This window comes from Paenibacillus sp. LK1, from assembly GCF_002750415.1.
GTDB classification, from domain to species: domain Bacteria; phylum Bacillota; class Bacilli; order Paenibacillales; family Paenibacillaceae; genus Paenibacillus; species Paenibacillus taichungensis.
Map to the genome: position 1 here is coordinate 84,563 of NZ_PEII01000008.1, position 22,005 is coordinate 106,567.

General features: G+C 45.1%; 17 protein-coding genes and 2 pseudogenes. 11 read left to right on the forward strand and 8 right to left on the reverse strand.

Annotation, left to right across the window (positions count from 1 at the left end; all coding sequences use genetic code 11):
- Positions 1 to 69: 69 nt before the first annotated feature.
- On the reverse strand, positions 70 to 792 hold the full coding sequence (locus CS562_RS18445; RefSeq protein ID WP_099857771.1) for a YheC/YheD family protein: 723 nt from the start codon (positions 790 to 792) through the stop codon (positions 70 to 72).
- 225 nt (positions 793 to 1,017) lie between these two features.
- Between CS562_RS18445 and CS562_RS18450 the strand changes: the two genes are divergently transcribed.
- The 5 genes from CS562_RS18450 to CS562_RS18470 all read left to right on the forward strand — a co-directional run bounded on the left by CS562_RS18450 (position 1,018) and on the right by CS562_RS18470 (position 7,671).
- Complete coding sequence (locus CS562_RS18450; RefSeq protein ID WP_099857773.1) at positions 1,018 to 1,551, forward strand: YceI family protein; 534 nt, start codon at positions 1,018 to 1,020, stop codon at positions 1,549 to 1,551.
- A gap of 232 nt (positions 1,552 to 1,783) precedes the next feature.
- Positions 1,784 to 2,881 (forward strand): bifunctional glycosyltransferase family 2/GtrA family protein, encoded by a 1,098-nt coding sequence (locus CS562_RS18455; RefSeq protein WP_099857775.1) that lies wholly within the window; start codon positions 1,784 to 1,786, stop codon positions 2,879 to 2,881.
- Positions 2,881 to 5,172: a glycosyltransferase family 2 protein gene (locus CS562_RS18460; RefSeq protein WP_180287179.1), complete on the forward strand. Its 2,292-nt coding sequence runs from the start codon at positions 2,881 to 2,883 to the stop codon at positions 5,170 to 5,172. The genes CS562_RS18455 and CS562_RS18460 overlap by 1 nt, the downstream gene beginning before the upstream one ends.
- Positions 5,173 to 5,183: 11 nt before the next feature.
- Entirely contained in the window at positions 5,184 to 7,037 is a 1,854-nt protein-coding gene (locus CS562_RS18465; RefSeq protein ID WP_099857779.1) for a hypothetical protein, read from the forward strand.
- 133 nt (positions 7,038 to 7,170) lie between these two features.
- Complete coding sequence (locus CS562_RS18470; RefSeq protein ID WP_099857780.1) at positions 7,171 to 7,671, forward strand: GNAT family N-acetyltransferase; 501 nt, start codon at positions 7,171 to 7,173, stop codon at positions 7,669 to 7,671.
- A gap of 98 nt (positions 7,672 to 7,769) precedes the next feature.
- Here CS562_RS18470 and CS562_RS18475 read toward each other — a convergent pair.
- Positions 7,770 to 8,105 (reverse strand): annotated as a pseudogene (locus CS562_RS18475) (SDR family NAD(P)-dependent oxidoreductase); the annotation flags it as partial.
- 165 nt (positions 8,106 to 8,270) lie between these two features.
- Between CS562_RS18475 and CS562_RS18480 the strand changes: the two are divergent.
- Together CS562_RS18480 and CS562_RS18485 are read left to right on the forward strand one after the other, a co-directional pair.
- The gene (locus tag CS562_RS18480) at positions 8,271 to 9,410 is read left to right on the forward strand and encodes a 5-methyltetrahydropteroyltriglutamate--homocysteine S-methyltransferase (protein ID WP_099857782.1); all 1,140 of its coding nucleotides are present in this window, start codon (positions 8,271 to 8,273) and stop codon (positions 9,408 to 9,410) included.
- A 272-nt stretch (positions 9,411 to 9,682) separates the two neighbouring features.
- Complete coding sequence (locus tag CS562_RS18485; protein WP_099857784.1) at positions 9,683 to 10,900, forward strand: sensor histidine kinase; 1,218 nt, start codon at positions 9,683 to 9,685, stop codon at positions 10,898 to 10,900.
- A gap of 121 nt (positions 10,901 to 11,021) precedes the next feature.
- Here CS562_RS18485 and CS562_RS18490 read toward each other — a convergent pair whose 3' ends face one another.
- The 5 genes and pseudogenes from CS562_RS18490 to CS562_RS18510 form a co-directional block, all read right to left on the reverse strand.
- A complete protein-coding gene (locus tag CS562_RS18490) occupies positions 11,022 to 11,837 on the reverse strand; it encodes an ABC transporter ATP-binding protein (protein WP_099857786.1) in 816 nt (271 codons plus the stop codon).
- The gene (locus tag CS562_RS18495) at positions 11,837 to 12,868 is read right to left on the reverse strand and encodes a FecCD family ABC transporter permease (protein WP_076287221.1); all 1,032 of its coding nucleotides are present in this window, start codon (positions 12,866 to 12,868) and stop codon (positions 11,837 to 11,839) included. Before CS562_RS18495 ends, CS562_RS18490 begins: the two co-directional genes overlap by 1 nt.
- Positions 12,865 to 13,905, reverse strand: a complete 1,041-nt coding sequence (locus tag CS562_RS18500; protein WP_099857788.1) for a FecCD family ABC transporter permease — start codon at positions 13,903 to 13,905, stop codon at positions 12,865 to 12,867. The genes CS562_RS18495 and CS562_RS18500 overlap by 4 nt, the downstream gene beginning before the upstream one ends.
- The gene (locus CS562_RS18505; RefSeq protein WP_099857790.1) at positions 13,898 to 14,983 is read right to left on the reverse strand and encodes an iron-siderophore ABC transporter substrate-binding protein; all 1,086 of its coding nucleotides are present in this window, start codon (positions 14,981 to 14,983) and stop codon (positions 13,898 to 13,900) included. The genes CS562_RS18500 and CS562_RS18505 overlap by 8 nt, the downstream gene beginning before the upstream one ends.
- A 373-nt stretch (positions 14,984 to 15,356) precedes the next feature.
- Positions 15,357 to 15,473: pseudogene (locus CS562_RS18510) on the reverse strand (GntR family transcriptional regulator); the annotation flags it as partial.
- A 160-nt stretch (positions 15,474 to 15,633) separates the two neighbouring features.
- Here CS562_RS18510 and CS562_RS18515 point away from each other — a divergent pair.
- Positions 15,634 to 16,395: a leucine-rich repeat domain-containing protein gene (locus CS562_RS18515; protein ID WP_180287180.1), complete on the forward strand. Its 762-nt coding sequence runs from the start codon at positions 15,634 to 15,636 to the stop codon at positions 16,393 to 16,395.
- A gap of 97 nt (positions 16,396 to 16,492) precedes the next feature.
- On the opposite strand, the gene CS562_RS18520 is transcribed toward CS562_RS18515, so the two are convergent.
- Positions 16,493 to 17,584, reverse strand: a complete 1,092-nt coding sequence (locus tag CS562_RS18520) for a GntR family transcriptional regulator (RefSeq protein ID WP_099857794.1) — start codon at positions 17,582 to 17,584, stop codon at positions 16,493 to 16,495.
- Between the two features lie 395 nt (positions 17,585 to 17,979).
- Between CS562_RS18520 and CS562_RS18525 the strand changes: the two genes are divergently transcribed.
- From CS562_RS18525 to araA, 3 genes are all read left to right on the forward strand, one after another.
- On the forward strand, positions 17,980 to 19,596 hold the full coding sequence (locus CS562_RS18525; protein WP_099857796.1) for a xylulokinase: 1,617 nt from the start codon (positions 17,980 to 17,982) through the stop codon (positions 19,594 to 19,596).
- A 3-nt stretch (positions 19,597 to 19,599) separates the two neighbouring features.
- Positions 19,600 to 20,295, forward strand: coding sequence for an L-ribulose-5-phosphate 4-epimerase (locus CS562_RS18530; RefSeq protein WP_099857798.1), 696 nt, complete (start codon positions 19,600 to 19,602; stop codon positions 20,293 to 20,295).
- A 271-nt stretch (positions 20,296 to 20,566) separates the two neighbouring features.
- Positions 20,567 to 21,991, forward strand: a complete 1,425-nt coding sequence (gene araA, locus CS562_RS18535) for an L-arabinose isomerase (RefSeq protein WP_099857800.1) — start codon at positions 20,567 to 20,569, stop codon at positions 21,989 to 21,991.
- Positions 21,992 to 22,005 lie beyond the last annotated feature (14 nt).

Here is a 22,005-nt window from a genome sequence, read left to right on the forward strand (position 1 = left end):
CATAAGCATCAAACTTAACCTAAAGAGACGACTGGCCGTAGAAAAAGGCTGGTCGTCTCATTTTTTGCTTTAATGTTTCTTGTACCATAATATTTTGCGATGCATTGAGGAATCTTTCAAAAGCTGGAAAGGCCGTAGGTCCGGTTTATAATTACCTTCAATGATCCAAATTCGACGTTTCCTGTCGATACCTATATCGAACCCGACTTGTCTAAGCTTAGGGTAACGTTCTCCCAGTCGTTTGGCAGCTGATATTGCAATGTGTTCCGCTTTGACAAGCAAGCTCGGATCTTCGATTCGAGCTAATTTGAGAGCCTCCAGCACTGGAATGGTGCGGCTAGTCACATTCGTGACCAGATACCCCTGCGCCGCAACTTTAGCGTAGGAGCCGGTAACGTTCCAAGTGGCTGAAGAGCCTTTTTTGCGCTGAATAATGATTCGAATGTCGAACGGCTTGTGCCCAATTTGGGCAAGATACAGACGTTTTTGGACAATGTATCCATGACTTTTATTTCTTTTGAGGAGCCATTGAAGTACCTTGTTGGTGTCTCTCATGATGACCACATTATTTTCATTTTGAATACGATAGGTTCTTACACCGTTCCGTTTGATAAAAATAATATCTCTTCCATAACTTCCGTTACGAGGTTTCAGTACGATGCTTTGATATTGAAGCAGCATTTTCGTTAAAGTGTCCTTTATAAGTAACTGTGTTTCAGGTAACCGTCCGGCGAGAGAGGACGCATTGCGGAGGATGCGATACTGCAGCCATTTATCTCTTTTGATTAACATTGGAATCACAGCCTTTTTCCAGACTTCTACGGTAATTCTAATTCAAATTAGGGATCAGCATAAGCGGCCATTCGTCTATATTTATGAGAAAAGCTAGAACGCAAAAAAGCTACTGACATTACGTTGTCAGTAGCCCTTTTGTATATTAAGAACATGCGAATAGCGCAGTGCTTTGGAGAAGGGGCGACCTTTCTCATCATATGATTATAGAGGTGGAATTTATTTATGAGCAATGTCAAATGGGAAGTGGATCCGGACCACAGCTCTGTTGAGTTTTCGGTGACGCATTTAATGATTAATAAAATCAAAGGTGTATTCGAGCAGTTCGAAGCGGTTATAAGTTTTGACCCCAATGATATAGCAACTATGGGGATTCAGGCTTCCATCGACACAAATAGTATCACAACTCGCCAGCGGCAACGCGATGAACATCTTAAGAGCGAAGAATTCTTTCATACTGCCAAGTATCCAGCGATTGTGTTTCAAAGTACCAACTGCGTTCTTGCTGGCGAGCGGCAATATGAACTTGCAGGCAATCTAACGCTGCATGGAGTATCAAAACCTATCACTTTTCATACCGTTTTTGAAGGGTTTAATAAAGACCCTCGAGGCAGGGAACGTGTGGGGTTTCATTCGACTGCCAGTATCGATCGTAATGAATTTGGTTTGAGCTTTAACTCGCCTCTGGAAACGGGTGGAATTGTCGTCGGAAATGAAGTAAACATCGAGCTTTATATCGAAGCAATTCGAATAGAATAGCATTGTTACATGATATCTGAACATGCACTCGCCATAATTATGGCGAGTTTTTTGTTGTGTATACCACAGTCCTATTTCTAGTATTTTTTGCCTATACATTAATGCGAATGTGTATACAACTTTTTTACCAAAATATATACAAGTTGTTCGTTTACTGTATACTCTTTCGATGTTATACTCACAGTATTCAAAAAGAATTTGTGAAAATATGTCGAATTGAGGCTTAACTAGGATGATTATAGATAAAAGTGAAGACGGCAAAACGATCATCCTTATTCCATCGCTTGAGCCAGATGAGAGACTTCTAGCCTATGTACGGCAATTGCGAGAATATGGCTTGACCCATATTGTCATTGTGGACGACGGATCTGGTGAGGCGTATCAATCGATTTTCGAAGAGCTGAGTGAGAACGGGTGTGTCTTGCTTCGGCATGCGGAAAATCTGGGAAAGGGTGCTGCACTTAAGACCGGATTTAAGTATATCGGACAGCAGTTCGGTGCGTCTTCGTTCGTCGTCACTGCGGACTCAGATGGGCAGCACGCAGCAGAGGATGTATACAGACTTGCCAAAGAAGCCAGACAGCACCCTGATGCATTGGTTCTCGGGGTAAGGAACTTCAGTGAGGGAGGCATACCGCCGAAATCTTTGCTGGGCAATCGAATGACGTCCTTTATTTTTGCTATACTTTACGGCAAAAAACTGTCAGATACCCAAACCGGACTTCGAGCCTTTGGCCCCGGACTACTTGCTTTCATGCAAGATGTTCGCGGCACTCGTTTTGAATATGAGCTGCAGATGCTCATCTCGTGCATTCAATCTGGTATACCGATTCATACCATGCCGATTCAAGTCATCTATGAGAATGGAAATGCAGGGACACACTTTAAAGCTGTTCAGGACAGCGCTCGGGTAATGGGTGTGCTGTTTTCCAACTTCCTGCGCTTTATTTCCTCTTCCGTTGCGAGTTCTGTCGTTGATTTGGGAATTGCATGGTTTTTGATCGACTTTTTGCGGCCTATATTGGGTCAGCAGGATTATCTAAGAATTCTGCTCGCAACCGTGATTGCAAGAATTATCTCTATTGTCGTCAACTATGTACTAAATAGGCACTTTGTATTCCGTAAAGAGGATAGCCAGGGCAGTCTATGGCGCTATTTGACGTTGTGCGGTTTCGTGATTGTGCTTTCCAGTACGGGGGTATATTTGTTCCATACGATTTTCTTCGTGGATGAGAAAATCGCGAAATTTGTCTGTGATGCCTTGCTGTTCCTGCTCAGTTTTCAATTGCAGCGAAGATGGGTATTTGCAGCAAGGAGGAAGCAGCTGTAGTGCAAAACGAAAAAAGACAACATATTTTCTTTGTCATCACCATGATCCTGATGTCGATTTATTTGCTATGGCGGATGTTCTTTACACTGCCATGGGGAGAAGGCGTTCTGAACGTCATTTTCGGCATGCTCTTAATTGTGGCTGAAACGGTAACCGTACTGACCACCTTTGAATTGTTTTTTCAAAAGATGCAAAAGGAACGTACCCAGCTCGACTTTCCCATCGTCCCTCCCGATTTTTATCCTCATGTGGATGTGTTCATTGCCACCCATAACGAGCCGGTTGATCTTTTGTATAAAACCGTCAATGCTTGTACGTTCATGGATTACCCTGACAAGCAGAAGGTTCACATCTATCTGTGTGATGATGGAGCACGACCTGAGGTGGAGGAGCTTGCGAAGCAGTTTGGCGTAGGATATCTGGGTTTTCCCGGCAACAAACATGCCAAATCAGGTAACCTGAATAATGCCCTGAGCAAAACCTCTTCTCCACTCATTGCAACCTTTGATGCAGATATGATCCCGCAACACACCTTTTTGATGAAAACCGTCCCGTATTTCCTGCTCTCCACGTTTATAGAAGAGAACGGGAGATGGCGGCTTCGCCGTGAGGATGAAATAGATAAAAAGTTCAAGCTGGGGCTGGTACAGACCCCTCAAAGCTTCTATAATCCGGATCTGTTCCAGTTTAACTTGTATGCAGAGCAAGGAATTCCGAATGAACAGGATTTCTTCTCCAGAGAAGTGAACATCCTGCGTAATGCCTCCAATGCGGTAGCCTATACCGGAAGTAATACGATCATTTCCCGGCAAGGCATGGAAGACATCGGCGGTTTTCCGCTGAACACAATCACCGAGGACTTTGAGACAAGCATCCGCCTACAGCAGGAAGGCTATATTACCTATGCGACTCAAGAGGTTCAAGCTGCCGGGCAGACGACAACAACAGTCCCGAGCATGATTAAGCAGCGAATACGCTGGGCAAGGGGAATTATTCAGAGCCTGCAGAATACACGTGCTCCTATATCCGAGAAGCTTCCTTTCTGGACGAGGGTAACCTATTTAAGCAGTTTCTTATACTGGTGGTCCTTCTTTAACCGTTTGATTTTCATTCTTGCTCCTATTTTATTTGCATTGTTTGATTTCAAGATTGTAAACACAACCTTCTGGCAAATCTTAATATTCTGGCTTCCGTCCTATTTCTTCTACAGTGTATCGATGCGTTATCTGTCGAGCAATATTCGGAATCAGCGCTGGAGTCAGGTTATTGATACAATATTTATGCCTTATCTGATATGGCCGGTTCTCCTTGAAACGCTGGGCATCCGCGAGAAAAAATTCAAGGTTACGAATAAAAGCAGAGCGAACGGTCGGAAATGGATGTCTGCTTTGTTATATGCACTTCCGCATATCTTCCTGCTTTTGCTTTCGATTGCGGCTGTGATTCGGTACGTTAACGGTAAATATGGCATCGCGCTGTTCTTCAGCAGTATCATTATTTTCTGGCTCATTCATAATATGATTGCGCTGTGTTATGCCCTGTTCTTCATGATCGGGCGTCGTGCGTATCGGGAGACAGAGCGGATTCGGGCGCAGGAGGATGTCATGATCCACGACCAGGACACGAATCTGCGCTATCAGGCCAAGACTGTAGATGTATCTGAACAAGGTATTGCCTTTTATGTCCCCTATCCCATTTATCTACCTGAACAGAAGACGATCTCTCTGGTCGTAAAATCCGAGCGGTATGAGGCCAATCTTCATGCGGTCATTGTTTATGTGAAACAGGATGGAGAAGGGTGGCGTTATTCCGCTACGGTTCAGCCGATTGATGAGACGGATAACCGTCAATACATGCAAATCATCTACGATCGTAAACACTCATTGCCAGAGAAAATGAATCTGTGGGATACGGCTTACGACGATATGCTTCGCAATGTAAAAAAACGTATTGTTCAACCTAGATCGGATCAACGAAAAATGCCAAGGCTTTCCCTTCAGCTTCCAGTTCATTTCACCAATCATGCTGGATGTACGCTGCGCAGCTTCAATTATCGTTTCTTTTCCGCCACGGGTCTTCATGGTGATATTACGGCAGGAGAGGTCGTTACTTTTTATACGAAGAGTAATATTGAAGTCATCTTGCAGCATACAGGGAAAACAACAGCCAATCGTCGCGAAGTGCTTCTCTCGGTGGAGAATATTGATGATATCGTGGAGCGCGGTTTGATTGATCAATTGCTGAGTGATTTGACCCATCCACATGCCGAGCGTTTCACCAGAGAGGGTTAGGAGAGATAGATATGCTGTATTTGCTTCAATTTGTGATGGGAGTTTTATTGATATTTTCCTTTATGGGTTACATGCAGTTTGTTCGAAAGGCACTATCGATACGTTGGGAGTTCATCCCTGTATTTGTGTTTTCCTCCATAGCATGTATTGTCTTTCTTAGCGGTTTGGCAGGGCAGCTCTACATTGGCAGCCTTGTCCTTCTTTTCGTCGGATTACTATTGTATGGAGGAATGGTGTTTCTCGGAATGCGCCGAGGAGCATCCTTTCGCATTTCTTTTTCCTTATTCCAGTTTTCATTCCTGGCAGGGACGTTCATTTTCTTGCTGGTACTCTTCCAAAATCAACTAACGCACTACGATAATTTTTCCCACTGGGCGATTGTCTTGAAGCAGATGCTCAGCACAGATACTTTTCCGACACCGGATTCGAACCTAATTGATTTTAAAAATTATCCGCTAGGGACCTCATCATTTATTTATTACGTCTGTCGCTTCATGGGACATTCCCAGTCCGTGATGCTCCTGGCACAAGGTCTGCTCATCTTTTCCTGTTTTTACGCCATGTTTGGCATTGTATCCGAGAAGAAACGTTTTCTGCTGTATGCATTTCTTGGACTCGGGTTATCTACACTTTCTTTCTTCAACCTAACGATTCGGATTACCAACCTGCTTGTGGATTTCTTGCTTCCTATCTATGCGCTCGCCATCCTGGCGGTCATATACCAATATCGTCATGATATCAAGCGAGCATGTATCATCATGCTCCCACTTGCAGGTGTGCTGACAGTCATTAAAAGCACAGGCATTATTTTCGCAGCCATCAGCCTGATCTTCCTGGTGTATACATGGCTAAAACACAGACAAGAGTTCAGTTGGAAAACTGCGCTGGCTGTTATTGGCACCATCTGCGGTTCACTGATTCCATACTTCGGCTGGAGCTGGCGGATGGCAACGGTGTTTCAGGGCGTCGATAACAAATTCGATGTGGCCACTTCCGGAATTCAATCCGGCAAAACGGCGGAGCAGATGCATGAGATTCTGTGGCTGTTCTTAAAATCGAGTACGGATATTACGACACGGCCGGTCATCGGTATTGTCATTTTCGAGATTGTAGCGATTGTGGCTTCGATATTTGCCTATGTGGTGCTCAAGAAGAAGTGGAATTTGTGGAAAGCACTGATTGCACTGGATGTTGTATTGCTGCTGTATTATGCAGGCATTCTGGCGCTGTATCTCTTCTCCATGCCGATGGATGAGGCGATCGTACTGGCAGGTTTTGAGCGTTATGCCTCGAGTATTGTGGTGCTGTTCGCGGGCGGGCTGGTGCTGTGTGCTGCAATCGACCTGGAGCGTTCATTCCACTATCGGATTGGTGAAGTGCCTGATTATCAAGCCTTTAAGACGGTCGAGACGAAGGGGCACTATCAAAAAGGAATCATCGGCTGTATGGCGATTGCGGCGACCATCCTTTTATCGGAATACAACGGGATTGTCTCGATTGCCAAAACCTACGATACAACGCTCCCTTACAAAATCCATGCGGTTACCGGCGATCGCTGGTATAAAGATGGGCAGGAGGACAACAACAGATATCTGTTCTACGCCTCGGATAGGGACCAGCAGGTCACGAATTATTACATGCAGTATGTCGGGAAGTATTTCTTGTATGCTCCACATGTGGACGGGATCGTGTTGTTCTATGAGGATAATATGGACAATCTCCTGAGCGGCTACGATTATCTGGTCGTCGTGGAGACGGATCGTAACGCAAAGTGGTTGCTGAAAAAGCACTATGGCATTGACATGCAGGAGGGGATCTACAAGATTACCCGTTCCGGAGAACAGATCATTCTTACGCTGACTTGAGATCTATAGAGTGGATTCTGATTCGGTCAAAATTCTTGCTATAATGTAAATAGCCTGGAATTGAAGGGACTGAACTATGCGCAGATATCAATATCTTAAACCTAACTATTAAATCCTAATGGAGGTAAAAGTATTGATTACAGAGTTACACACAGAACGTTTACAATTGAGAAAAATGAAGGTGTCGGATTCTTCGAGCTTGTTCACCGTTTGGTCTGATCCCGAGGTTACTAAATTTATGAATGTTAGTTGTTTTACTAACGTAGAGCAAGCGAAAGAAATGATCAAACTTCTGGATGATCTCTCTCAAGATCGTAAGGCTATTCGTTTCTCCATAATTAAAAAAGAGTCCAACGAAATTATAGGTTCTTGCGGTTATAATTCTTTGGATTTTGACAACTTAAAAGCAGAAATTGGATATGATATTGCTAAATCATCGTGGGGAAGAGGATATGCTTTAGAGGCGGTCTCTACTTTGGTAGATCATGCATTCTCATCTTTAAAACTGAACCGAGTCGAAGCAAAGGTTGATCCCAAAAATGTGAATTCGATAAAGCTCTTACAAAAGCTCGGTTTCACATTAGAAGGAACATTTAACGATCTCCATATGTATTCAAGGTTAGTAGATACATGAGTTTTATATAAAATTTAAAGAGGCCGTTCCGTAGCTGGAATGGCCTCTTTGTTAATATACAGAGAAACGGGTGAGTCACACGGTGTCTCATAGGCGAGTTATTCAATGAAGTTTTTCGTTGCGTTATACATATTTTCTGCGTATTCATCGACTTCATCTCGGGACATACGTAAGCGAGCAACAGAAGTACCATATCCAATTTCCTTATGACCCTCCTGTAATCCTTCGAAAATTCCATCTGCAAAGGCATCCAATGGTTCTCCATGCGTATGCAATCCTGCTCCACCCAGATCTGTACTTACTGCCGGAGGAGCAACTTCAATGACCTCTACAGATGTATCCGAAAGCTGGTGTCTCAGGCTGATTGTAAAGGAGTGAAGTACCGCTTTGGTTGCAAGATAAGGAGCGAACAGCATGGATAGATGAAAAGGAGCGTAATTAAATTTCTCTTTAGGATAGGGATATACCTCACGGGTAAAGGAAAATCGGACTCAGTTATAGCTTATAACTATAACCTGCTATAGCCCATTCATAGAACATTAAATCCGATCGGATATGTTATATTTAATCTTATAATTAATTTACGGGGAGATTAAACGATGAGCATTCAAACAGAACCTAAACAGCGGACCGTCACTCCATTTCGATATGATATTGTAGGCAGTTTCTTGCGCCCAAGCGCGTTGAAAGAGGCGAGAGCGAAATACCAAAACGGTGAAATTACTTCTGGGCAACTAGAGGAAGTAGAAAACGCTGAAATTGTGAAGCTCGTGCAAAAACAAAAAGAAGTTGGCCTTCAAGCTGTAACGGACGGGGAATTCCGTCGCTCTTGGTGGCATCTGGACTTCTTCTGGGGACTTGACGGTGTTGACCGTACCATCATTGATCAAGGCTATGAGTTTAACGGTGCGAAATCCAGACCCGAAACAGCACGTCTGACGGGCAAAGTAAGTTTCAGCAGCCATCCGTTTGTTTCACATTATGCATTCTTAAAAAGCGTTGCTGGCGATGACGTCGTTGCGCGTCAATCCATTCCTGCTGCAGCACAGTTCCTGTTTGAATTGGACCGGGCAGAAAATAAAGAAAGTACGCAAGCCATTTACCCGAACCGGGAAGAGTTGCTTACGGATATTGCTAAAGCTTACAAAGAGGCGATTCTGGCTTTGTATGAAGCGGGTTGCCGCAGCATTCAAATTGACGATTGCACGTGGGGCGCACTCTGCGACCAGCAGTTCATGGCATTCATGGAGCAGATTGGCGTAAATGTGGCCGATTATGCGAACGAACTTGCGAAGTTGAACGAGGAAGTTGTATCCGGTTTGCCGGAGGACCTCGTCGTAACGACACATGTATGCCGTGGGAATTACGTATCAACATATGCCGGTGTCGGTGGAGGCTATGAGCCGATCGCGCAAACGCTCCTGAACATTGATAACTACTCCGGTTACTATCTGGAGTTTGATACCGACCGGGCAGGCGATTTCAAACCACTTCGTTTCCTGAAGGACAACCAACAGGTCGTGCTTGGGCTGTTCTCTTCCAAATTTGGTGAGCTTGAAAACAAGGAAGATATTCTGAAGCGTATCGAAGAAGCGAAGCAATATGTGGATCTGGACCGGATTTGCCTGAGCCCGCAATGCGGATTCGCTTCCACGGAAGAAGGCAACCATCTGACAGAAGAGCAGCAATGGCAGAAGCTTGCGTTTATTAAAGAAATTGCTGAAGAGCTCTGGAAATAGTCCATAAGCTGAAAGCATATTTTCAACCGAAATTAGTCGTACGGACATTGATCCGTACGGCTAATTTGCATTTTGAGCCGTGCCCTATTATGGCTATTAATTGGTTTATGTTGTTGGGAATCGTTTATTTCAAATTTTCATATTTATAGGTAGTTAAATGAGATACAATGCTATTATAGATAAGGGCATCCAGTTGGATGCCTTTAAATATAGGAATGAAAAGGACTACATACATACCGAAGGTGTCGACATTAATTTAAAGTGGTGAGTGGATGAAAGAATTGTACAGTCAGGTGAACCGAAAAACATATTATATTTCGATGTTAACTCTCATTGCTCTTATGTTATCTGGATTAATCCTATCGACGACAGAATTAAGCGGAATTACAGTGGGCTATGTTTTCCATTTTTTTTGTGTGGCCATTCTAGCGGTTTGTTTGTTGATCTACCCCAAGCATGAAACCTATGTTTTCAGAAAGATCATCATCCTGTTTGGCTTTGCTTATTTCTATACCATGTTCTTCTTATATCCAGAGACCTGGACTACGTACATTCTCATTTGTTTGATTCCCTTACTTGCCATTTTGTTTTTTGATTTAAAATTGTTTTATTTCTCCATCATTCTGAATGGAGTTTTAATTGTGATCACGTTTGGCTATATCATCCTGATTGATCAAGGTAAAATATATTCGTATGTACATCATGACATCGTGGGGAACCTCATTAATATTATAGCGAGTCAGGTATTATTATTTCTCATTTTCCATTTGTCCTTTAGTCGTATGAAAAAGCAGCAGCTCTATCATGAACAATTACAACAATCGGAGCGTTTAAAGATGATAGCCCATTTGACGGCAGCTGTGGCGCATGAGATTAGAAATCCAGTCACCGTTGTCCGAGGTTTTTTGCAGTTATACAGAGAAGATCCTGCATTTGATGATCCAATCAAAAAGAAGTTTAATTTAATGATTGATGAGTTAAATACCGTTGAACAGATTACCTCTCAGTTTCTAACCCTTTCCAAGCCCAATAGAGATCAGCAACCAGAAAAAGTGGATGTGAACGATGCTCTTCAGAGCGTGACAGGTCTGGTTCGTTCCTATGCGATGTTATCTGATAATCAGCTGAATATCGAGGCAGAGGAGAATTGCTTCATTTTTATTAATCCAATCGAGTTTAAGCAGCTGATGATGAATTTAATTAAAAACGCTTTGGAAGCCTCGACTATGGGGAAACCTGTCACTGTGATTGCCAAGAGGAATCATCATTATATCGAGATCAAAATCATTGATGAAGGAAGCGGAATGTCAGAGGATGAGGTGAGGTCGCTCGGGACTCCGTTTTACTCATTAAAAAGTAATGGAACCGGATTAGGATTAATGATCTGTTTTAATATTGTAGAAAAATATGACGGGGAAATTAATTATGAGAGTAAGAAAGGTGTAGGAACGACCGTTACGATTCGCTTCTTGGCTACGGAGGGGAAGTAAAGGATACATGAAGGGTCTTATGTTAAAAGCTTACGATAAATGAAGGGCAAGTTAGCGTCAGTCGTGACAACGGCGCTAACTTGCCCTTTTAAGGTTAGAGATTTGTTTGGTTTAAATCCTGTTAGGAAGTTACCTCATGATTCACATGATATCGCCCTTTTGGTACAACCATCGGAGATCCCGAAATCGGGTCATCAATTACCGTGCAGTCCAGGCCGAAGATGTCTTTGACCCGTGTGCTTGTAATGACCTCTGAGGGTACTCCTTCAGCGACCAGCTTACCTGTATGAAGTGCGAAGATATGATCTGCATAACGTGCGGACAAGTTGATGTCATGAAGCACCATGACGATCGTTGTTCCGTGTTTCCGATTAAGCTCCGTGAGCAGGTCAAGAATCTCGACTTGATAGGTGATATCCAAAAAGGTTGTCGGCTCATCGAGAAACAGGATGTCCGTTTGTTGCGCTAATGCCATGGCTATCCAGACACGTTGTCGTTGGCCGCCTGAGAGCTCATCAATATTATGATTGGCAAACTCGGTGATATTCATGATGGTCATTGCTTCGGCAACGGCCTCGTAATCTTTTTTGGTCCAGCCACTGAACAAGGATTGGTGCGGAAACCGTCCTCTGCCGACCAGATCCGCTACAGAGATCCCTTCCGGGACAATGGGAGACTGGGGTAGCAGCCCCACCACACGAGCTAACTGCTTGGGTGGGATTTTGGATAGGGGCTTACCGTCTAAAGTGACCTTGCCGGATATGGGCTTGATGAGCCTGGCCATCGTTTTAAGAAGCGTGGACTTACCGCATCCGTTGGATCCGATAATAACGCTTATCTTATGACTGGGTATAACGAGGTCCACACCATGTATAATCGTTTTGTTCTCATAGCCTGCGACGAGTTGTTCGGCTTGAAAAATATGTGTTGCTTTCATTATAGTTCCCCCTTTCGATTCATTCGGATTAACAGGAAGATCAGATAAGGTGCTCCGAGTAATCCGGTAATGATGCCTACGGGGAATCTGTACTCAAAAGCAAATTGTCCGATAAGATCGGATGCCAGGACAAGGTTGACACCAACAAGACCTGCCGGAATAATGTTGGAGGAGCCCACACCGACGAGTCTTTTGGCAATAGGGCCCGAAAGGAATGAGACAAAAGCGATCGGACCTGTGGTAGCCGTAGCAATCGCAACCATACAGACAGAGCTCACAATAAGTGCAATTCTGGTCTTGTCCGTGTCTACGCCCAGGGAAAATGCCGATTGTTCACCAAGCTCCAAAATGCTGAGATGTTTGCCCAGCAAGATGATGATCGGCGAACAGATGATGACGGTGATCACAAGAGGCGGAAGCTCGTGCATCTGTGAACCGTTAAGACTACCTGTGAGCCATCTGAGCGCTGAGGGAACATCCTTTTCAGAACTAACCAGAAGAAGATAGGAGATGACAGCATCAAGCATCGCTTGTATGCCGATACCGATCAGGATCAATCGTCCGATGGAAAATACTTTTCCTCTTGATAGTACATAAATGAACAGAACGGTGACCAGGCCTGCAATTACCGCAGCGAAGGACACGACGGCTCCACTTGCATGAAGAATGACGATGCAAAAAACAGCAGCAGCACTTGAACCAGACGTGATCCCGATGACATTGGGGTTTGCAAGGGGATTCCGCAACATGGTCTGGAACGTGTAACCTGCAATACCGAACGCAAATCCGGCAAAAAGGCCGGTCAGCATTCTGGGTAGACGTATGGTACTCACGGCAAAAGAGACACCCTTGATTTTTTCACCGGAAAGGGCTTGAATGACGTCCTTCACCGGATATATCGTGTTTCCTAGTAAAAGCATGGCGCAGCATAGAATGCATGCCAGTACGGCAAGGAGACTAGTGACAAGGATCCATCGGCGGCGTCTTTGACGTCTTCCCGCCATAATAAATTCAATAGAATGATTGGTCATAATGAACGCACTTTCGATCGTATAGCTAGAATAATGAGTATGGGAGCACCTATAAATGCAGTCACTACGCCGACTTCAAGCTCGCCAGGGTTACTAACGAGTCTGCCCCCTACATCGGAGATTGTCAGAATGATCGCACCAGCAATGGCTGACATGGGTATGACGAAGCGTAAATCAGGCCCAATAATAAGGCGTATGACGTGAGTGGATAACAATCCGATAAAACCAATAGGTCCAGCCAGAGCGGTAGCCGCTCCGCATAACAGTACACCCGCAAGGGCGGAAATAAGCCTCAGTGTTCCGGTTCGAACGCCCAATCCCGTAGCCACATCATCTCCCAGCGCTAACGCGTTAAGTGCGGGAGCGGTAATAAACGCAATGAGAATTCCGATGATCAGAAACGGGATGAATGTGCCGATCCCACTCCAGGTTGCCGAGCCGACGCTTCCCACTTGCCAAAACCTGAATTGGTCCATGACATACGAGCGGGGAATCATGATGGCGGTGACCAGAGATGAAAGAGCAGCGCTTACAGCAGCTCCTGCCAAAACAAGCTTAATGGGCGTGGCGCCGCCACGCCCCATAGAGCCGATTCCGAATACAAATACTGCAGTAATCGCAGCCCCAGCCAAAGCCAGCCATATATATTGCCCCGCGCTGCTGATGTTCAGGAACGCAATGCCGCATACCACAAACAAAGATGCGCCTGTGTTAACACCCAATATACTTGGGTCAGCAAGCGGGTTTCGCGTGACGGCTTGCATAATTGCTCCCGATACTCCGAGTGCCACCCCACATAATAAACTGAAGACAGTTCGGGAAATCCGTTTGCGCACGATGTTTGCCCCATAGGAGTCTACTTCCGGGTGAAATAATCCGTCGATTAGTTCATGAAACCCCACTGGCCGAGAACCGAGGACCAGTGAGGCTACCACACTTACAATGAGCAGGATAAAGCAGATGACCAGAACCAGCCCGAAATTTTTCGGGATATTCAAGCGTGGTTGATTGTTATTCGGAATCGATGAACTATTCATTTATTTTATCAATAGCTCCGCCGATCAGTTTCAGATAATCATCGATCGTATAAGAGATCGACAGTGGGTTTGGCGTTCCAGCAGCAACCAAAGGTGTATCTGCTTCAATGAATGCTACTGAACCACGTTTAACTGCTGGAATTTTACCAAGAAGCGGATCAGCCTGAAGAGCTTTCAACAACTCGGCATTTCCGTATCCAACAAGGATATCCGCATCATTAAGGGCTTCAGCATTCTCAGCACTTAGACTTAGGGAGTAGCTGTTAGGGTCCGTAATTTGGCTAGTGATGCTTTCTGGAACAACCAGTCCCAACTCATTCAGGAATGAGACGCGGGAGTCTACAGGTGTATAAATATGCAGTTTAGACATATCTTCAGCTGAGAAGTTTACCCAAACCACTTTTTTGTCTTTAATCTGAGGATAGGCGCTTACTTTTTCATTAATCATAGCCTCAGTGTCTTTAATCAGTTGCTCGCCTTCTGCTTTCATGCCCATACCTTCGGAATTGAAGAGAACCTGTTCACGCCAAGTTGTTGCCCAAGGAGCAGTCGGATAAGCTACAACTGGAGCAATCTCACTAAGAAGATCGTAGTCTTCCTGAGTAATACCGGAGTAAGCTGCAAGAATAACATCCGGGTTGGAATCGGAAATGGCTTCAAAATCAAGACCGTCTGTGTCCTTGAAAACATTCGGGTCTGTTACGCCGAGATCTTCGAGTTTTTTCGCAGTCCAAGGCAAGAGTCCGCTGTCATCTTGAACGCCGAAGTTTGCCGCCGAGAAGCCTACAGGAACTTGTCCAAGAGCGAGAACGACATCATGGTTAGCCCATTGAACCGTAGCTACACGCTCAGGCTTTTTCTCAATAACGGTTTCTCCCAAAGCATGCTTGATCGTAATCGGATATTCGGTATTCTCATCTTGAGCGGCTGGTGTTTCGGTTGTTTCGGTCGTTGCTGAATCACTCGCAGCCGGACTCGCTGCAGGAGTTGCTGGCTTGCTTCCACAACCTACCAGGGCTAGGATCAGCACTACCGAAATAAGTAGTGTCATTAAAGAGAGCTTTCTTTTCGTGTTCATGTGTTTCCCCTTTCTAATCTGTAATATATTTGTTGATTCTGACTTTCAGGCTGTGAAAACTCATCAAAGCAGATGAATATAAAACGTTTTACATATGAGAATGATTATCAACATCAATAAATATATCTTTATTTGAAAGGAAGTGTCAATGAAAAATTTGTAAATGGTAACCTCCGGTTAAGTATCAATTTCTTCATTAAACAAGTGAAAAAGTTTAGAAAAACAGACGCAAAAAGCTCCGTCCACATATTGGTGGATGGAGTCGTGATACTCACAAACTGTGTAGAGCTTTTCGTCGACTCAAGTTTAATATTTGCCTGGATAGATAAAGGGTTATACCTTAATTTACATCAACCAAACCTCGGTCCCAATACTATTCCAGCACAATTTCTTTGACTGTCTCTCCCTCAACCAGCACGGACTGGTAGTAAGTGTTGGTGGGAAGATCCATTTTGCCCTGCAGTTTCTTGATGCCCAAATCTGCCGTTTCAGGGTCTACTGTTCTGGTTGTGGAGATGGCGGCGATTTGACGAAACGTATTCATCATGGACAAAGTTGAAGAAAGGAAGTACCATCGTAAAAGATGTACTTTTCTGGGAATTTTATATAAACATATGACACATAATCTAAGATGCTTAAAGGAGACTGAAATGCCTACTCAATTCGTAAAAAATATGATTGTATTTTGTTTGGTTCTCATATTATTACCGGCAACAACCATGTCGGCTGCACCTGTTATTAAAGATGTGGCTCTGTCAAAAGTTATTCGGACAACATTGAAGATATCATCTAAAAAAGAAGTCAAGACGAGCGATCTGAAGAAATTAAAATCGTTATATGCCGAGGATACCAAAAACAAGATTTCCAATTTGCAAGGACTTGAACATGCCGTTAACCTGGTGGATCTAATTATGCCCGGTCATAAAATAAAAAATATTACATCGCTCAGCAAGTTGAAAAAACTAGAGTTCTTAGTTCTTGAAGGGAATCAGATCTCAGATCTATCCCCACTCTCCGGGTTAAGTAATCTAGAAAGTCTCTTGATTAGTGGTAATCAAATTAAAAACCTAACACCATTGAAAAATTTACATAAGTTGACCAGTTTGCTTGCCAGCGGCAATCAGGTAGCAGACCTAAGTCCTCTTCAGAAACTAAATCTAGAGTGGATCATTATGGATGGTAATAAAATTCAAGATTTAAGTCCGTTAAAGAACCATCCAGCATTGGAGTATCTTTATGTGGAGGATAACCTCATTCAAGATATTGCAGTGCTCGACACCATACCCCATTTAATAGAGGTATCGTTGGCCGGCAATCCGTTGAATGAACAGGCGGAGCAGGTTATAAAAAAACTGGAGAAGAAAGGTGTCATTGTGAGTTTGGAATATGAAAATGAAGCTGAAACGAAGTAGATTCGGTTTCTCCTCGGTGGGAGTAATTTAATCACTTATATATGGATAGAGGCCGTTGAACAATTCAACGGCCCTTTTTTCATGCTTAGTCCCAATACTATTCCAGCACAATTTCTTTTACTGTTTCACCCTCAACCAGCACGGGCTGGTAGTAGGTGTTGGTGGGCAGATCCTTTTTGCCTTGTAGTTTCTTGATGACCCAATCCGCAGCGTCACGGCCCATTTGCTCTTGGGGATGAGTTAACGTCGTGAGTTTGATGTTGGCGTTCTTGGCGATATAAGAATTATCCTGGCCGATAATGGATAACTCGTCTGGAATGGAAATGCCCAGCTTTCTACATGCATGTACGACTTCTAGGCCCACCTCATCGTTGTAACAGACAAGGGATGTTAGCGCATCTCTGTTTTCCTCCAGGAACACCTCCAGATTGGTGGAGAGGTCCGGCTTCGATGCCGTATCGAACGAAAGCACTTGCTCGGGATGAAACCGCAACTTGGCTTCGCCCAGCGCTTTGATATATCCCTTCATCCGATATTTCCCTTGTAAATCATCCATTTTCGCGATAATGCCGATCTGGCTATGTCCCTTGGCGATCAGTTCCCGAGTAGCTAGGTAGCTGGACTGCACGTCATCCAGACAGAAGAAAGGCACCTCCAGCTCTTCATAAAAGGCATTAATCATTGTAAACGGTACATCCTGCTCTTTAAAGGAAAGGTAGTACGCTATGTTGGGGTTGTACAGATTACTCTTGGTCGGTTCGACGATCAGGCCATCCACACCGTAAGAGAGCATCATCTCTAGCGCTTTTTTCTCTTGTGCAACGTCGTTGTTGGTGCTGGCTAACAGCAACGAATAATTGTCTTCATTTAATCGGCCTTCAATGCCGCGGATGATGGAGGGGAAGATGTAATCGGAAATATACGTCGTGATGACGCCGATTGTTTTTTTCATCGTGTTCCCGCCAGTTCTGGATCGATACAGATTGCTTACATAGGTGCCGGAACCTTTCTCGCTTCTCAAAAAGCCTTCGTTTGATAGCTCCAAAATGGCCTTTCGCACCGTCTGGCGGCTCACGTTGTAGCTGTCCTGCAGTGCGGATTCGGTAGGGATTTGTTCGCCTACGCTATAGGTTCCCGATAGGATATTGCTTTTGATATCGTCAATGATGACCTGATACTTTGGCTTCACGCAGTCCACTTCTTTCATCGTTACTTATCTATAAAAAACATCGTCATATTCATAGTTGTACGTACATATTTTATCATGATTCGAATGGAATGGCTATGTAACAGCCAGTTTTACAAAATAAACCGTACAATTCCCATCCTTAAACAGAAATGTGTACCCTACAAAATAACCTTTTAAGCACAGAAATGAGATCATTTAGACGTTATATCTTAACTAATGTAAGTATAACTATTATATATTATTGACAAATGTACGTACAAAAAATATACTAAGGCTGTCAGAAAAGGAAAGCGCATTCTTTTCAATGAACCGAAATATGAATCCAATTCAATCATCTTTAAGGCAATTATATTTTTACTTTTACCTACTGTGGTCAGAGAGGGGACTACGTGATCATGAGTCATGTGGATATGAAAGAAGCGATTAGCAAGGGAGCCACTTCACTAGGCATTGAATTTGGTTCGACACGGATCAAGGCGGTGTTGATTGACGAACGTTTTGAGACCATCGCGTCAGGTAGTTATGAATGGGAGAACCTCCTGAAAGGCGGATATTGGACGTACGACCAAGAGGATATTATCACAGGTCTTCAGACTGCGTATCGTGAGATGAAGCAAGACGTAGAGCGGAAATACGGAATCACGTTGCAAACGGTAGGTTCCATCGGATTCTCCGCCATGATGCATGGATATATCGCTTTGGATAGCGCGGGAGAACTGCTGGTACCGTTCCGGACGTGGCGTAACGCGACCACCGGGAAGGCTGCGAGGGAGCTGACGGATCTTCTACAGTTCAATATACCGGAACGGTGGAGCATCGCTCATTTGTACCAAGCGATCTTGAACGAAGAGACCCATGTACCTCGCTTCGATCACCTGACAACTCTGGCTGGTTACATACACTTGCTGCTGACGGGCAATAAAGCCATCGGTATCGGCGATGCTTCGGGCATTTTCCCAATCGACGAGTCTACGCATAACTATCACCCATCCATGATCAAGCAGTTCGATGAACTGATCGCAAGTAAAGGTTATCCGTGGAAGGTCGAGGACCTTCTTCCCAAGGTTTATCTCGCTGGTGAGAATGCTGGTGAGTTAACCGAAGCGGGAGCTAAGCTACTCGACCCTTCGAATGATTTGCAGTCAGGCATTCCGCTCTGTCCGCCAGAAGGCGATGCCGGAACGGGCATGGTAGCAACGAATAGCGTGAGGAAGCGTACGGGCAACATCTCCGTCGGCACGTCCGTTTTCGCAATGATCGTCTTGGAGAAGGAATTATCCAAAGTGTATCCCGAGATCGATATGGTTACGACACCAGACGGCAGTCCGGTAGGCATGGTGCATGCCAATAACTGCTCCAGCGATATTAATGCCTGGCTTGGATTGTTCCGTGAATTTTCCGAGGCTATGGGATACGAAGTCGACACCGGTAAATTGTTCAGCGTGATGTTCAATAAGGCGTTGGAAGCTGACCCGGATGGTGGCGGTTTGCTGAGCTACGGTTATTACTCGGGTGAAAACATTACCGGCATCGATAAAGGCCGTCCATTGTTCGTCCGCTCCCCGGAAAGCAACTTCAATCTGGCGAACTTCATGCGCACGCATCTGTTCACCGCGTTTGGTGCACTCAAGCTCGGCATGGACATTTTGACGAAGAACGAGCATGTGGCGATTGACAGCATTTTGGCTCATGGTGGTCTGTTCAAGACCCCTGTCGTCGGTCAGCGGATTGTAGCCGCAGCGATGAACGTGCCGGTGTCAGTCATGTCTACAGCGGGTGAAGGCGGCGCATGGGGTATGGCGCTTCTGGCCTCGTACATGATCAACAAAGATCAGCAGGAGAGTCTGGATGTGTTCCTAGAGCAGAAGGTCTTCAGCGATGTCCAGGGTGAGGAAGTTTCGCCGGATGCATCGGATGTCAAAGGGTTTGAAGCATTTATCGAACGCTACCGGAAGGGCCTCGCGATTGAGCAGGCGGCGGTAGATCATCTGGTAGAGAACGGGAGGGACTAACACATGTTAGAACAACTGAAAGAAGAGGTCTATGAGGCGAATCTGGAGCTGCCGAAGCACGGACTCGTGAAGTTCACATGGGGTAATGTCAGCGCAATGGATCGGGATAGTGGCCTGTTTGTCATCAAACCGAGCGGTGTCAGCTATAACAAGATGAAGCCAAGCGACATGGTTGTGGTGGATCTGGACGGCAATGTGGTGGAGGGCGAAATGAGACCTTCTTCTGATACCGCGACACATGCTGTGCTATACAAACATTACCCGGAAATCGGTGGTATTGTGCATACTCATTCCACTTGGGCGACCATCTGGGCGCAAGCTGGTCTGGACGTACCCGTGATGGGGACGACGCATGCTGACACCTTCTATGGTGCCGTACCTTGTGCCCGTTTCTTGAACCAGGATGAAGTTGATCGCGGATACGAAGCGGAGACGGGCCGCCTCATTATTGAAACATTTGAACAGCGCGGGCTGGATGTGATGGCAATCCCGGCAGTTCTGCTTCATGGACATGCACCGTTTACATGGGGGAAAGACGCCAAGTCGGCGGTTGTGAACAGCGTCGTGCTGGAGGAGGTGTGCAAAATGAACCTGTATGCGCGGCAATTGAATAACTTTGCAAAAGAACTGCCGCAAGGCATTTTGGATAAACATTATTTGCGGAAACACGGAAAAGACGCCTATTACGGACAGAAGTAATTTGGTTATGTAGCGATCGGTTGATAATAATTCAAGCGAATAAGTTGTTTGTTACTACTACCAATGAAGTTGTATCAAACTTTTACACGATAACGGAGAGTGCAGTACCAATCTGTAGAAGCGAAGCGCTCTCCTTTATAACCGGATATCATCCTTATTAAAATTGATCAAAGAAATCCGGGGATAACCAGCGATCGGAAGATGGTACTGCAATCGGAGTGGTAAGTGTAACCCATTTGTTCAACTATAAAAATGAAATGAGGATGATTACATGTCAGCAACAGCAGCTAAACAGTTTTGGTTCGTCGTCGGTTCACAGCATCTGTACGGGGAAGAAGCACTGGGCGAGGTTAAAGCCAACGCACAGAAAATCACGGATGCCCTTAATGCAAGCGGCGTTCTGCCCTACCCGCTGGTATTGCAGGACTTGGCCGTAAGCGCAGATAAAATCACGAGCATCATGAAGGAAGTGAACTACCGCGACGAAGTAGCGGGTGTGATCACCTGGATGCATACGTTCTCGCCCGCAAAAATGTGGATTCGGGGTACGAATTTGCTGCAAAAACCGTTGCTTCATCTCGCGACACAATTCAATGAAAGCATTCCATGGGCGACGATCGATATGGACTTCATGAACCTGAACCAGGCGGCTCACGGTGACCGCGAATATGGCTTCATTAATGCACGCCTGAGAAAACAAAACAAAATCGTCGTTGGTTACTGGGAGCGCCCAGAAGTGCAACAGCAGGTTGCTGACTGGATGGACGTAGCGGTAGCTTATAATGAAAGCTTTAACATCAAAGTTGCTCGTTTTGGCGACAACATGCGCAACGTGGGCGTGACCGAAGGGGATAAAGTGGAAGCACAGATCCAATTCGGATGGACAGTCGATTATTTCGGTATCGGCGACCTCGTGCAATACGTGAATGCCGTAACGGAGCAAGAAATCGATGATTTGATCGCTCAGTATGCAGAGTTGTATGAATTCGATTATGGCACGAACAGTAAGGAAGCTTGGGAAGCCAGCGTACGTGTGCAAGCGAGCTATGAGATTGCGATCAAACGTTTCTTGGACGAAGGTGGTTACAGTGCCTTTACGACGAACTTCGAAGATCTGCATGGCATGAAACAGCTTCCGGGTCTGGCTGTGCAACGCCTGATGGCGCAAGGGTACGGATTTGCCGGTGAGGGTGACTGGAAAACGGCTGCGTTGGATCGCCTGCTCAAAGTCATGGCTCACAACGAAAACACGGGCTTCATGGAGGATTACACGTACGAGATGGCAGTTGGTCAAGAGGCTATCCTTCAATCCCACATGCTTGAAGTTGACCCGACACTCGCCAGCAACAAACCTAAAATCATCGTGTCCCCACTGGGTATTGGCGATCGTGAAGATCCTGCACGTCTCGTATTCGATGGCAAAGCAGGAGAAGGCGTCGTGGTTTCCATGGCGGACTTCGGAACACATTACAAACTGTTGATCAACGAAGTATCCGCATTCGAGCCAACGGTTCCAGCACCTAATCTGCCGGTAGCACGTGTATTGTGGAATGTGAAGCCTAACTTCCAGGATGGGGTTAGAGCTTGGATTGAGAATGGCGGCGGTCACCATACCGTAGTATCTTTGAACCTGACTACGGATCAAATCGTGACCTATGCGAAATTGGTGAACCTGGAGTACGTTGTGATTAAATAGTTTTGTTATTTATG

Excerpts from the sequence above, each read along its gene's own strand:
- CS562_RS18490 (WP_099857786.1), bottom strand. The coding sequence starts at position 11,837 with ATGAAAGCAACACATATTTTTCAAGCCGAACAACTCGTCGCAGGCTAT.
- CS562_RS18500 (WP_099857788.1), bottom strand. The coding sequence starts at position 13,905 with ATGAATAGTTCATCGATTCCGAATAACAATCAACCACGCTTGAATATC.
- araA (WP_099857800.1), top strand. The coding sequence starts at position 20,567 with ATGTCAGCAACAGCAGCTAAACAGTTTTGGTTCGTCGTCGGTTCACAG.
- CS562_RS18465 (WP_099857779.1), top strand. The coding sequence starts at position 5,184 with ATGCTGTATTTGCTTCAATTTGTGATGGGAGTTTTATTGATATTTTCC.
- CS562_RS18455 (WP_099857775.1), top strand. The coding sequence starts at position 1,784 with ATGATTATAGATAAAAGTGAAGACGGCAAAACGATCATCCTTATTCCA.
- CS562_RS18480 (WP_099857782.1), top strand. The coding sequence starts at position 8,271 with ATGAGCATTCAAACAGAACCTAAACAGCGGACCGTCACTCCATTTCGA.
- CS562_RS18495 (WP_076287221.1), bottom strand. The coding sequence starts at position 12,868 with ATGACCAATCATTCTATTGAATTTATTATGGCGGGAAGACGTCAAAGA.
- CS562_RS18445 (WP_099857771.1), bottom strand. The coding sequence starts at position 792 with ATGTTAATCAAAAGAGATAAATGGCTGCAGTATCGCATCCTCCGCAAT.
- CS562_RS18515 (WP_180287180.1), top strand. The coding sequence starts at position 15,634 with ATGCCTACTCAATTCGTAAAAAATATGATTGTATTTTGTTTGGTTCTC.
- CS562_RS18530 (WP_099857798.1), top strand. The coding sequence starts at position 19,600 with ATGTTAGAACAACTGAAAGAAGAGGTCTATGAGGCGAATCTGGAGCTG.
- CS562_RS18505 (WP_099857790.1), bottom strand. The coding sequence starts at position 14,983 with ATGAACACGAAAAGAAAGCTCTCTTTAATGACACTACTTATTTCGGTA.
- CS562_RS18525 (WP_099857796.1), top strand. The coding sequence starts at position 17,980 with ATGAGTCATGTGGATATGAAAGAAGCGATTAGCAAGGGAGCCACTTCA.
- CS562_RS18485 (WP_099857784.1), top strand. The coding sequence starts at position 9,683 with ATGAAAGAATTGTACAGTCAGGTGAACCGAAAAACATATTATATTTCG.
- CS562_RS18450 (WP_099857773.1), top strand. The coding sequence starts at position 1,018 with ATGAGCAATGTCAAATGGGAAGTGGATCCGGACCACAGCTCTGTTGAG.